Source organism: Sphingomonas sp. SRS2, from assembly GCF_000971055.1.
GTDB lineage: Bacteria > Pseudomonadota > Alphaproteobacteria > Sphingomonadales > Sphingomonadaceae > Rhizorhabdus.
In genome coordinates this window covers 1-13,243 of sequence record NZ_LARW01000129.1, presented here as the reverse complement: position 1 = coordinate 13,243, position 13,243 = coordinate 1, and the positions used below count along the sequence as shown (strand labels likewise).

The 13,243-nt window shown below is 65.5% G+C and carries 7 protein-coding genes; 2 read left to right on the top strand and 5 right to left on the bottom strand.

Features of this window, described 5'->3' with window-relative positions; translation table 11 throughout:
* Window positions 1–94: 94 nt before the first annotated feature.
* From WP12_RS20445 to WP12_RS20425, 5 genes are all read right to left on the bottom strand, one after another.
* Window positions 95–3,259 (bottom strand): efflux RND transporter permease subunit, encoded by a 3,165-nt coding sequence (locus tag WP12_RS20445; RefSeq protein ID WP_046195522.1) that lies wholly within the window; start codon window positions 3,257–3,259, stop codon window positions 95–97.
* A gap of 6 nt (window positions 3,260–3,265) precedes the next feature.
* Window positions 3,266–4,405: an efflux RND transporter periplasmic adaptor subunit gene (locus WP12_RS20440; protein WP_235399219.1), complete on the bottom strand. Its 1,140-nt coding sequence runs from the start codon at window positions 4,403–4,405 to the stop codon at window positions 3,266–3,268.
* Between the two features lie 222 nt (window positions 4,406–4,627).
* Window positions 4,628–5,755: a peptide chain release factor 2 gene (gene prfB / locus WP12_RS20435; RefSeq protein ID WP_046195520.1), complete on the bottom strand. Its 1,128-nt coding sequence runs from the start codon at window positions 5,753–5,755 to the stop codon at window positions 4,628–4,630.
* Window positions 5,756–5,881: 126 nt separating this feature from the next.
* Complete coding sequence (locus WP12_RS20430; protein WP_046195519.1) at window positions 5,882–8,353, bottom strand: penicillin-binding protein 1A; 2,472 nt, start codon at window positions 8,351–8,353, stop codon at window positions 5,882–5,884.
* Window positions 8,354–8,414: 61 nt separating this feature from the next.
* Entirely contained in the window at window positions 8,415–9,653 is a 1,239-nt protein-coding gene (locus WP12_RS20425; protein WP_046195518.1) for an N-acetylmuramoyl-L-alanine amidase, read from the bottom strand.
* Between the two features lie 466 nt (window positions 9,654–10,119).
* On the opposite strand from WP12_RS20425, the gene WP12_RS20420 reads away from it, so the two are divergent.
* Together WP12_RS20420 and WP12_RS20415 are read left to right on the top strand one after the other, a co-directional pair.
* A complete protein-coding gene (locus WP12_RS20420; RefSeq protein ID WP_235399218.1) occupies window positions 10,120–12,768 on the top strand; it encodes an Rne/Rng family ribonuclease in 2,649 nt (882 codons plus the stop codon).
* An 82-nt stretch (window positions 12,769–12,850) separates the two neighbouring features.
* A partial coding sequence (locus WP12_RS20415; protein ID WP_046195516.1) for a M48 family metallopeptidase occupies window positions 12,851–13,243 on the top strand: 393 nt, incomplete at its 3' end.

Below are 13,243 nucleotides of genomic sequence, written 5' to 3'. Positions count from 1 at the left end.
GTGGAGGGGATTGCGGGCGCGGGCCGGCGATAGGCGGGCTCGAAGCTGCACGCGGCCAGCGCGGTGAGCGATGCCATGGCGACGATGCGGCGGATCATGGCTTCGGCTCCGCCTCGGGCTCGGCTCCGGCGTTATGCTTCGGCCCAAAGAATTTGCGCACCAGCACGAAGAACAAGGGAACGAAGAAGATCGCCAGCGCGGTTGCGGTGAACATGCCGCCGAGCACTGCGGTGCCGATCGCGACGCGGGCCTTGGCGCCGGCGCCGGTCGAGATGGCGAGCGGCAGCACGCCGAACATGAACGCGAGGCTCGTCATCAGGATCGGACGCAGGCGGATGCGCGCGGCCTCGAGCGCGGCTTCGATTGCGGTCTTGCCCTGCTTCTCGGCCTGTTCGGCGAACTCGACGATCAGAATCGCGTTCTTCGCGCTCAATCCCATCGTCGTGAGCAGTCCGACCTGGAAGTAGATGTCGTTCTCCAGTCCGCGCAGCAATACTGCCAAGGTTGCACCGACGAGCCCCAACGGAATGACGAGCATCACCGCCAATGGGATCGACCAGCTTTCGTAGAGTGCGGCGAGGCAGAGGAAAACAACGAGGAGCGATAGGCCGTATAGCAGCGGCGCCTGGCTGCCCGACAGCCGCTCCTGATAGCTGAGCCCCGACCAGGCGACAGTGGTGCCGGGAAGCTGCGCGGCGATCTCGGCGATCCGGTCCATCGCCTGGCCCGAGCTTTGGCCCTCGGCGGCCTGACCCTGGATCTCGTAGGCCGGCACGCCGTTGAATCGATTGAGGACGTTCGGCGCCTGCGCCCAGCGGGTATGCGCGAAGGCAGAGAAGGGTACCATCTCGCCCGCGGTCGAGCGGACATACCAGTTGGCGAGATCTTCCGGCCGGCTGCGATAGGGGGCGTCGCCTTGAAGATAGACCCGCTTGACCCGGCCGCGATCGACGAAATCGTTGACATAGGTCCCGCCCCAGGCGGACGAGAGTGTCTGGTCGACCGCCGCCTGGGTGATCCCGAGCGCGCCGACCTTCTCCTGATCGATGTCTATTGCCAGCGTCGGGGCGTCGTCGAGCCCATTCTGGCGTACTGCGGACAGCAGCGGTTCGTCTGCCGCCGCCTGGAGCAGCCGATCGCGCCGCTCCTTGAACTCGGCGCGGCTGAGCCCGCCGCTGTTCAGCAACTGCATGGTGAAGCCGGCCGACTGGCCCAGGCCGCGTACCGGGGGTGGAGTGACTACGAAGATCTGTGCGTTGCGGACGCTTGACAATGCCTGGGTCGCGCGGCGGGTGACCCCCTCGGCGCTGTTCTCCTTCCCCTCGCGCTCGTCCCACGGCGTGAAGGCGAGGAAGCCCCGACCCGCATTCTGGCCCTGACCGCCGGGCCCGGAGCCGGTAACGGTGTAGAGCGAGAAGACGTTGCCCGCCTCGTTCTCGGCGAAATAGCGTTCGATCAGCTTGGAGACTTCGAGGGTGTTTTCCGTCGTCGTGCCCGGCGCCAGCGTATATTGAAGCTGCGCGAAGCCCTGATCCTCACTCGGTACGAAGCCGGTGGGTAGCCGAAGGAAAAGGAAGACCAGCGCGATCACCATTACCGCGAACACGACCATCGCGGTGCGCACGCGGCCGAACAGCTTCGCCACGGAATCGCGGTAACGGTCCGACATTCGCTGGAACCAGCTGTTGAACCGCTCACCATAATGATGGGCACGGCCCGCTATGCCGCCGCGCTGCGCCCAGGCCTCGCGGTCGCGCCGCTTGAGCAGGGTTGCGGCGAGCGCGGGGGAAAGGATCAGTGCGACGAACACCGACAGGACCATCGACGAGACGATCGTGATCGAGAATTGCCGGTAGATCACCCCGGTCGATCCGCCGAAAAAGGCCATCGGCAGGAACACCGCCGACAGCACCAGCGCAATCGCGATCAGCGCGGTGTTGATCTCCGCCATCGACTTGATCGTCGCCTCGCGCGGGGTGATGTCGGGATCCTCTTCCATCACGCGCTCGACATTCTCGACCACGACGATCGCGTCGTCGACGAGCAGGCCGATCGAGAGGACGAGGCCGAACAGGGTGAGGGTGTTTATCGAAAAACCGAAGGCGGCGAGCACGCCGAAGGTGCCAAGCAGCACCACGGGCACGGCGATCGCCGGGATCAGCGTTGCGCGCCAGCTCTGCAGGAAGACGAACATGACCAGCACGACGAGGATAATCGCCTCGACCAGCGTGATCAGCACCTCCTCGATCGACAATTTGATGAAGTTGGTCGAGTCGTTGACGAACAGATAGTTATAGCCGGGCGGGAAGCCCTTGCTTGCCTCGATCACATAGTTGCGGACGAGTTCGGAAGTCTTGAGCGCATCAGCACCGGGTGCGAGCTGGATGGCGATGCCCGCGCCGGGGTTCGAATTGACCCGGCCGATGACGTTGTAATTCTCGCTGCCCAGTTCGACCCGAGCGACATCCTGCAGGAGTACCTTCGAACCGTTGGCCTGCGACTTGACGATGATCTTCCGGAACTGATCGACCGAGGTCAGCCGCGAGCGCGCGGTGACGATGGCATTGAGCATCTGGCCCGGAGGCGACGGCTGCGCGCCTATCTGCCCTGCCGCGACCTGGGCGTTCTGAGCCTGGATCGCCGAGATGACGTCGCTCGGCATGAGGCCCACGCTCGACAGCTTGAAGGGATCGAGCCAGATCCGCATCGCATAGGGCGCGCCGAAGACGTTGACGTCGCCGACCCCGGAGATGCGGGCAAGCGGATCCTGGAGGTTCGAGGTCAGGAAGTCGCTGACGTCGCGGTTGGTGGACCGGCCGCTCTTGTCGGAGATAACGACGACCATCAGGAAATCGCTGTTCGACTTCGTGACGGTCAGGCCTTGCTGCTGGACCTGTTGGGGCAGGCGCGGCAGCGCCTGCTGCACCTTGTTCTGCACCTGGACCTGCGCGATATCCGGATCGACGCCCTTGTCGAAGGTGACGTTGATGTCGGTGCGGCCCGCAGACGTCGAACTGGCCGAGAAGTAGAGCAGGCCGTCAATGCCGGTCAGCTGCTGCTCGATGACCTGGGTGACGCTCGATTCAAGCGTCTCGGCGGAGGCGCCCGGATAATTGGCGCGAATGTTCACCGATGGCGGAGCGATATCGGGATATTGCGAGACCGGCAGGCTGAGCACGCCGCCCAGTCCCACCAGCATGACGACGATCGCAATCACCCATGCGAAGATGGGACGGTCTATGAACTTCCGCGAGAGCACCGCGGCCTAACCCCGGCCGCCCGGCGCGCCCTTGCCGCCTTGGGGCGGCTTCGGCGGCGACCCGGCGGCAACGGGGCGGATCGGCTGATCGGGCTTGATCCGGCCGAGACCCTCCACGATTACCTTGTCGCCGGGCTTTAGCCCCGCAGTCACCAGCCATTTGTCGCCGACGGTGCGATCGGCTGTCACCTCGCGCAGCACCGCCTTGTCGCCCTTGCCGACGAGCATGACGGTCGCATCGCCTTTCGGATTGCGGCTCACGCCGGCCTGCGGCACCAGGATGGCGTCCCGCTGGGTAATTTGCGACAGCGAGGCGCGGACATACATGCCGGGCAGCAATATGCCCTGCGGATTGGGAAAGCGGGCGCGCAGCGTGACGGTGCCTGTCGCGGGGTCGACCATCGCCTCTGAGAATTGCAATTGGCCGGGGGCGCCGTATTCGCTGCCGTCCTCCAGCTTCAGTCGCACCGCCGCGGACGAGGGGGCGGCGCCGCTGCCTGTGAGGTGGCGGCGCAACGCGAGCAGGTCGGCGCTCGATTGCTGGATATCGACATAGATCGGGTCGAGCCGCTGGATCGTCGTCATCGGATCGGCCTGGGTGGCGGAGACCAGCGCACCGGTGGTGACGAGCGAACGGCCGATTCGTCCGCTGATCGGCGCAGGGACGCGGGTGAAGCGCAGGTTGATCCGCGCGGTTTCCAGCTGAGCGGCGTTTTGCGCGACTGCGGCGGACGCCTGCCGCGCGGTGGCTGCGGCATCCGTATAGTCCTGCTTGCTGACCGCCTCCATTTCGGCAAGCGGCTTGAAGCGCGCAGCGCGCGACGCCGCGGCCTCACGCTGGGCACGCGCATTGTCGAGATTGGCAGCCGCCTGGTTGAGCGCGGCGCGGTAAAGGCTTGGGTCGATCTGGTAGAGTGTCTCGCCGGCGCGAACGATACTGCCTTCCCTGAACAGCCGCGCCTTGACGATACCGGTCACCTGCGGGCGGACTTCGGACATCTCATAGGCGGCGGTGCGACCGGCCAGTTCGACGAACAGCGGCACCGACTCGGTTTTCATCACGACGAAGCCCGCCTCGGGAGCGGGAGGCTTGGGCTTTTCCTTGGAGCAGGCCGAAAGGGCGCCGCAGAGGGTGATGGCGAGCATAATGCGGCGGCTCGCCTGCGGGATTCCCATTATATGACCTTCGCGAAGAGCGGACGGCATGCTGTCTGCTAGCCGTACCGAACGGTCAAAACAATCGTCGCGCTCTGCGGTTGCGAAGTTTTTTTAATGTCAAAACTGTAACATTTACGGGGCTGCCTCCTGCCGGAGGAGGAGGTTCCGTGGTGCGTTGCAGCGGCTAGCGCGCCCACAAGCGATACGGGATCAGTCGACGTCTTCGACTTCCACCGTCTCGCCGGTCACCCGCTGCGACAAGGCGGCGGCCATGAATTTGTCGAGATCGCCATCGAGCACGTCGGACGGCGCGGTCGATGTGGCGCCGGTGCGGAGGTCCTTCACCATCTGATAGGGTTGCAGGACATAAGAGCGAATCTGGTGGCCCCAGCCTATTTCGGTCTTGGCGGCATAGCCCGCCAAGGTTTCGGCTTCGCGGCGTTGCAGTTCCTGCTCGTAGAGCCGGGCCTTGAGCTGCTTCATCGCCTCGGCCTTGTTCTTGTGCTGCGACCGCTGATTCTGGCAGGCGACGATGATCCCGGTCGGGATATGGGTGATGCGCACGGCTGAATCGGTGGTGTTGACGTGCTGCCCGCCTGCGCCCGACGCGCGATAGGTGTCGATCTTGAGGTCCTTGTCGAGCACCTCGATGTCGATATCGTCGTCGACCTCGGGATAGACCCAGACGCTGGCGAAGCTGGTGTGGCGGCGCGCGGCCGAATCATAAGGGCTGATGCGGACCAGGCGATGGACGCCGCTTTCGGTCTTGGCATAGCCATAGGCATTCTCGCCCTTGATCAGGAGCGTGGCCGACTTGATCCCCGCCTGTTCGCCGGCATGGAAATCGACCAGCTCGACCTTGAGGCCACGGCGTTCGGCCCAGCGGCTGTACATGCGCTGGAGCATGCCAGCCCAATCCTGGCTCTCGGTGCCGCCCGCGCCGGCATTGACCTCGATATAGCTGTTATTGCCGTCGGCCTCACCGGCGAGCAGCGCGGAAATCTTGTCCTTCTCGGCCTTTTCGGCGAGCGCGGCGAGCGCCTTCACGCTGTCGTCGATCAGCCCGGTATCGCCCTCCGCCTCGGCCATCTCCATCAGCTCGATGGTATCGGCGCATTCCTGTTCGATCAGCTTGACCGCCGAAACGGCCTCATCGAGCCGCCGCCGTTCGCGCATGACTTCCTGCGCGGCCTTGGCGTCGTCCCACAGCTTCGGGTCCTCGACACGATTGTTCAGCTCGTCGAGCCGGCGGAGCGCACGATCCCAGTCCACGAACCGGCGCACGAGCGCCATCGCCTGATTGATCTGCTCGACACTGGCTTGCGCTTCGGCGCGCATAATCGGAACTCCAAACTCAAATTGCATCATCCCAGCGAAGGCTGGGATCTCAGGCGATATAGGTGCCTTCCCCCTGTCTCGCGAGATGCCAGCCTGTGCTGGCAGGACGGAACATGGCTGGTTGCCCTAGTAGATACCGTCCTGACTTTGCAAGAATTCGCTGTCGGTGGTGGCACGCGCCACGGGTGCGGCGCGCTTGGCGATCTCGTCGCGGCGGATCGTGCGGCGGGGTTCGCTCTCGGGCTTGAAGGCTTCCCAGATCACCGGGCTGTAATAGCTGCCGTCGGGCCAGGCGCCGAATACGCGGCGGCCGGTCTTGCGGTCGATGCGGATCATCCGGATGCCGGCGGGGGCCTGGAAGGGGACGACCGGCATATCCTTCATCGCCTTGGCCGCAAAGCTGTGAAAGATCGGCGCGGCAATGGTGCCGCCCTGGGCATAACCGCCCATCGAGCGTGGATTGTCGTAGCCCAGATAGAGGCCGCCGACCATGTCGGCCGAACCGCCGACGAACCAGACATTGGTCGGCCCGGACGAGGTGCCGGTCTTGCCGAACATCGGCCGGCCGAGATCGCGCAATACGGTCGCGGTGCCGCGCTGGACGACGCCTTCCATGATGTGGAGCATCTGATAGGCGGTCATCGGGTCGATCACCTGCTTCGCGCGGATGCGGGGTCGTGGCATCGGCCGTCCGTCCCATCGCGGCATATTGCACCCTTCGCAGGCCCGCTTGTCGGCGCGCCAGATGATCTTGCCGTTGCGGTCCTGGACATAGTCGATCAGCGTTGGCGTCGTCGCCCGGCCCTGGTTGGCGAAGATCGAATAGGCGTTCACCATCTTCATAACCGTCGTCTCGCCCGCACCGAGCGAATAGGCGAGATAGGGCGGATATCCGCCCACGCCCATCGCCTTCGCCGTGCGGACGACCTTGTCCATGCCGATCTGGCTGGCGGTGCGAACAGTCATCAGGTTGCGCGACTGCTCGACGCCCCAGCGCATCGTCTGCTGCCCGGCGTCCGAGCCCGAGAAATTCTTGAAGCACTTCTGCCCGAGCCGAGCCGATTGGAACACGCAGAAGGGCCCATCGATGACGATCGAGGCGGGGGTAAGGCCGTTGTCGAGCGCGGCGGCGTAGACGAAGGGCTTGAAGGTCGATCCGGGCTGGCGCTGCGCCTGGGTAGCGCGGTTGAACGAGGATCCGCGCGCATCGAAACCGCCCTGCATCGCCAGTATCTGCCCGGTGTGCGGGTTCTGGACGACCATGCCGCCCGAGATGTTGGGAATGCTGCGCAGCTGCCAGTTGTCGCCCTCGCGCCGGACGACGATCACGTCGCCGGCCTTGAGGAAATCGAAAGCGCGGCCGCCGATGCCGGCCTTTGGCTGGGTCGCGCCCCAACTGGGCAGGGTACCGCGCGATCCGTTCTCGAAGCCGATTTCCGCCGCCGATCCGTCGCGCGACAGCACCACGGCGGGATACCAGTTGGCATAGCCCGCGCCGACATTGAGGTTGGCGAGGCTGCGCGGCCAGTTGTCGTCGATCTCGATCTTTCCTAGCCGCCCGCGCCAGCCCGCGGCGGCCTCGAAGCGGACGAGGCCGTCGCGCAGCGCGCCTTCGGCGGCGTCCTGGACCTTGCCGTCATAGGAGGTGCGCACCCACAGCCCGCCCGAATAAATGGCGTTGGGGCCATCATTCGCGGTCTGGCCATAGCGGGTGATCAACTCGCGGCGGACCTCTTCCATGAAATAGCCGCCGACGCTGGCCCGGGTTGCGTAACGCGGCACGATGCCGAGCGGCGCGGCGGTGGCCTCCTCGCGCTGGGCCTCGGTGATGAAGCCGTTCTCCGCCATCTGGCGCAGCACATAGTTGCGCCGTTCGAGCGCGCGATCGGCATGGCGCTCGACGGTATAGTTGGACGGCGCCTTGGGAAGGATCGCCAGATAGGCCACCTCGGGCAGCGTCAGGTCGCCGACATCCTTGCGGAAATAGGCGCGGCTGGCCGACTGGACGCCATAGGCGTTCCGGCCGAGAAATATCTGGTTGAGATAGAGTTCGAGGATCTGCGGCTTGGTCAACGCGTCCTCAATCCGGAAGGCGAGGATCGCCTCGCGCACCTTGCGCGCGATCGAATAATCATCACCGACGATCAGGTTCTTCGCGACCTGCTGGGTGATCGTAGATCCGCCCTTGGCGCGGCGGCCGCTGCCCAGCTTGGTGCCATAATCCCACACCGCGCCGGCCAGGCCGAAGACGTCGATGCCGGGATGGCTGAAGAAGGTCTTGTCCTCGGCCGAGATGAAGGCGTTGATCAGGATCGGCGGATATTCGGCATAGGACAGCTGCACCCGCCGCTCACGCGCGAACTCGGCGATAGGTTCGCCATCATTGCCGCGAACGTTGGTGGGCAGCGGCGGCTGATAGGCGAGCAGCGCATCCGCGGAGGGCAGCCCGCGCGCGAACAGCGCCCACATCAGCGTCATGAACAGCGCCGCGGACCACAGCGCATAGCCCGACCAGCGCCAGACCCGGTACTGCCACAGGTGGCGGGCATGCGCGCGCCAGCCGGGGAAGGGGTTGCTGATGGCGGGGAGCTTTACCACGGGGGCGCTCTAGCAGTTTTGAAGTGGTTTGAAAGCGGTCGCGGCGACGATCATTCTTGCATCACTCCCCCGCCAGCCGCCGGGCGAAATGAATCTCGACCGCTTTGCGGACGCCGACCGCGATGTTGCGGCGATAGTCCTTGGACAGCAGCAGGGCGAGGTCGTCATTGTTGGAGATATAGCCGGTCTCGAGAAGGATCGACGGTACGTCGGGGGCCTTGAGCACGATCAGCCCGGCGAAGCGGTGGGCATCGTCCTTGAACCGGATCGTTGGCGACATCTCGCGTTGCAGGATGGTGGCGAACTGGGACGAGATGTTCATCGTTTCGCGCTGGGCAAGGTCGAGCAGGATCGACGAGACCTCGTTATTCTCGCCGCCCAGATCGATGCCGTTGAGGATATCGGCGCGGTTCTCCTTGGCGGCGAGTTGGGCGGCGACCCGGTCCGACGCCACCTCGGAGAGGGTGTAGATGCTCGCCCCGCGCGCGGACGTGTTGACCGCGCTGTCGGCGTGGACCGAGATGAACAGGTCGGCCTTCAGCCGGCGGGCGATCTCGCGCCGCTCGCCGAGCACCAGGAAGCGGTCGTCGTTGCGGGTCATCGCGACGCGAACCCGGCCCGACGCGACCAACTCGTCGCGAATCTCGCGGGCGATGGCGAGGGCGACATGCTTTTCCTTATGGCTGCTGTCGGTCGACTGCGAGCCCGGATCATGACCGCCATGGCCGGCATCGATCACCACCAGCGGCCGCTTGGTGCCGCGCGCGCCGGTAACGGGGGGAACGGTGAGTGGCTTCGGCGGATCGAGCGGCACGGTAATTCCGCCACGTTGCGGCGCTCTCGCATCGACCGGCTTCGCGTCGTCGAGCCCGAACAGCCGCCGCCCCTTGCGCACCGCGCGGGTGAAGAGATTTTCGCTGACCGGGTTGAGTGTCAGCGTCAGGGAGAGATGATCGGGCGAGAAGCTCGCGTCGGAGACGACGGCGGGCTTGTTCAGCTCGAATACCACCCGCGCGGTGTGGGGGTCATATTGGCCGTGGCGGGTCGCTGCGATCAGTCCGCCCGATGCGGCGATCCGGCCCATTCGCGCGCCGGGCAGATCGACGGCGATGCGCTGCGGCGCCGCCAGCATGAAGGTGGAGGCGGTGGCGACCGGCTGATCGAACCGCAGCGTGACGCTGCTCGCGCCGATCTCGATCCCCGAAATCGCCGCCGCCGCCTGCGCGGCCGATGGCGCGAGCAACAGCAGGAAGGCGCACAGGCAAAGGGCGAGACGCTGGCTGAGAGATGATCTTGGCAAAATGGCCCCGCGATACCCCGCCGGTCCTGAAACGCCGACAGCGCTGATACTTAACCAAAGCTGCACCGCCCTTGTCCAGTGCGGTGATGCTTGCTCCGGCGTTCATCGGATGCTAGCACCACTTGTCCGGAACTGGGCCGATCTGCGCCATATGCGTGAATCGCCAGCGCCGTTCCGGGCGCCCGTCGTGATTTCGCGACGGCGTAACAGGTTGACGATCGCATGAGTCATTTTTCGCACTATTTCGGACGCTGCCAGAATCTTGGCGGCGCTTGGAATGGCGCCTGCTTTCCGGCGCGTCGCGCCGGATGTGACGATGCGACGGCTGCGAATACCTATATATTTTCACCTTTGACGATGGCTTCGGGCGCGATGCGGCTTGCCGCGCCGCCAGGGGGCTCCTCGTCAGCTTATCGCGCGTACCGGCCCGGCCTCGCCGCCGGCCTACGCGCTTGGAGAGTTTTGAATGACAACCCGCATGCTTATCGACGCACGCCACCGGGAAGAAACCCGGGTGGCCGTCGTCCAGGGGAACCGGATCGAGGAATTTGACTTTGAGTCTGCCGAAAGGAAGCAGCTCAAGGGAAATATCTATCTCGCCAAGGTAACGAGGGTCGAGCCGTCGCTTCAGGCGGCCTTCGTCGATTATGGCGGCAATCGCCACGGCTTCCTGGCCTTTTCGGAAATCCACCCCGACTATTATCAGATTCCCAAGGAAGACCGCGAAGCGCTGCTCCGCGAAGAAGCCGAGCATGCCGCCGAGGAAGAGGCGCTGCGCGCCCGCGAATCCGAGCATGACGAAGACGTCGATTACGCCGAGAGCGACGAGGATCACGATCATGATCACGACCATGATCATGACCATGAGGACGAGCATGCCGAGGGCGAAGGCGGCGAAGAGCGCGCGCCGCGCCGCCGCCGCGAATCGGTCGGCGGTTCGGACGATGTGGAGAATCTCCGCCAGCGCCGGATGAACCTGCGCCGCCGCTACAAGATCCAGGACGTGATCCGCCGCCGTCAGGTGCTGCTGGTCCAGGTCGTCAAGGAAGAGCGCGGCAACAAGGGCGCGGCGCTGACCACCTATCTCTCGCTGGCAGGCCGCTATTGCGTGCTGATGCCCAACACCAGCCATGGCGGCGGCATCAGCCGCAAAATTTCGAACGCAGCCGACCGCAAGCGTCTGAAGTCGATCATGGCCGAGCTGAACCTGCCCCGCACGATGGGCTGCATCGTCCGCACCGCCGGGCTCCAGCGCACCAAGACCGAGATCAAGCGCGACTTCGACTATCTTGCCCGACTGTGGGACGAGATACGCGAGAATACGCTGGGCTCGTCGGCGCCGGCGCTGATCTATGGCGACAGCGACCTGATCAAGCGGGCGATCCGCGATATCTATAACCGCGACATCGATCAGGTGATCGTCGAAGGCGAGGAAGGCTATCGTCAGGCGCGGCAGTTCATGAAGCTGCTGATGCCGAGCCACGCCAAGAAGGTCGAACTCTATTCGGACGCGGTGCCGCTGTTCCAGCGCTTCGGGGTCGAGGACCAGCTTGCGGCGATGTACCAGCCGCTCGTCCAGTTGAAATCGGGCGGCTATCTGGTGATCAACCCGACTGAGGCGCTCGTCTCGATCGACATCAACTCGGGTCGATCGACGCGCGAGCATAATATCGAGCAGACCGCGACCGCGACCAATCTGGAAGCCGCGCACGAGATCGCCCGCCAGCTGCGCCTGCGCGATATGGCCGGCCTCGTCGTGATCGACTTTATCGATATGGAGAACAACTCCAATATTCGTAAGGTCGAGAAGGCGATGAAGGAGTCGCTGAAGAACGACCGCGCCCGTATCCAGGTCGGCCGCATCTCCAGCTTCGGCCTGTTCGAAATGAGCCGCCAGCGGCTGCGCACCGGCGTGCTCGAAGCATCGACGCGGCAGTGCCCGCATTGCGAAGGCACCGGCCTGATCCGCACCGCTTCGTCGGCGGGCCTGTCGGCGCTGCGCATGCTGGAAGACGAGGCCGCGCGCGGCCGGGGTTCGCGCCTGACGTTGCGCGCCAGCCAGGAAGCCGCCTTCTATGTGCTCAACCGCAAGCGCGCCGAACTCGCCGAGATCGAGGATCGCTATGGCGTTCTGATCGAGATCATGTCGGACGGGACGCTTGAAGGCGCGCGGATGAGCGTCGAGGCAGGTGGCCCGCCGCCGAGCCATGCGCCGCGCCAGCCGACTCCGATGCTGATCGAAGCCGACGACGATGATGACGACATCATTGAGGACGAGATCGAGGAAGAAGAGGAAGCCGAGGCCGAAGGCCGGGGCGATCGCGAGGAAGGTGAAGAGGGAGATCGCGGCGATGGCCGTGGCCGTCGTCGTCGCCGCCGTCGTCGTCGTGGCGGGCGTGGCCGTGATCAGGATGGTCAGGGCGAAGGTAGCGAAGCGGGCGAAGCAGCCGAGGCCGGTGACGACGCCGACGCCGACGCCGACGCCGAGGACCGCGCCGAAACCAATGGCGAGGAAGGCCAGAGCGAAGACCGCGAAGGCGAGCCGCGTCGCGGCCGTCGCCGTGGCCGCCGTTCGGGCCGCCGCCGTGGCGGTGAAGGCGCTGCCGGCGAGGAGGCTCCCGTCGAGCAGGTCGAGACGATCATGGCCGAGGAGGTTCCGACCCCCGCGCCCACCGTCGATGAAGCCGCGGTGCCGGAGGAGGCTCCCAAGGGCCGCCGCCGTCCGCGTGCCCGCAAGGCCGATGCGGTAGCCGCTCCGGTCGAAGAGGCCGTGACTGCACCCGAGCCCGCGCCCGCGCCAGCAGAACCGGTTGCCGAAGTTCCCGCCGAGGAAGCCAAGCCGCGCCGTGGCCGCCGCAAGAAGGTCGAGGCCGAGCCCGTCGCTGCCGCGCCCGAACCGGAGCCCGAGCCCGTCGTCGAGGCCGCGGTCGTCGAGGAAGCCGTCGCCGAAGCGCCCAAGAAGCGCAGGACCCGCGCCAAGGCGGCGCCCGGCGAAAGCGCCGAGGTGATGGCCGCACCCGCCGAGGCCGAGGCTTCCGAGCCGGCTTCGGACGACGCCGATGCCGAGGATGGCCCGCCGCGCCGTGGCTGGTGGCAGCGGACCTTCGGCGCCTGAACATGATCGGCGGGCCGGCTCTGTTCGGCCCGCCGCATCGCTTCACGCGCGGTTCAGACGAAACTGGCGAGGGTCGATAGTCATGCGTCTTGCCTCACCGTCCACATTCCTACGCAATGGCCTGCGCGCGCTGCTTGCAGGCGCGCTGGCGCTGGCGCTGACCGCGCAGCCGGTGATGGCGCAATCGATCCTGCGCGATGCGGAGACCGAGGCCTATCTGCGCGAAATCTCCGCGCCGATCATCGCGGCGGCGGGGCTTCAGCCGAACCAGGTCGACATCATCCTGATCGGCGACAAGTCGATCAACGCCTTCGTCGCGGGCGGCCAGGCGGTCTATATCCATAGCGGACTGCTCCAGGCAGCTGACAACAGCAACGAAATCCAGGGCGTGATCGCCCATGAGCTCGGTCACATCACCGGCGGCCACGTCATTACCCAGGGTCAGGGCGCGCAGACCGCGACCGGTATCTCGTTG

Coding starts and splice junctions, on each gene's coding strand:
- WP12_RS20440 (WP_235399219.1), bottom strand. CDS start 4,405: ATGCTCGCCATCACCCTCTGCGGCGCCCTTTCGGCCTGCTCCAAGGAA.
- prfB (WP_046195520.1), bottom strand. CDS start 5,755: ATGCGCGCCGAAGCGCAAGCCAGTGTCGAGCAGATCAATCAGGCGATG.
- WP12_RS20420 (WP_235399218.1), top strand. CDS start 10,120: ATGACAACCCGCATGCTTATCGACGCACGCCACCGGGAAGAAACCCGG.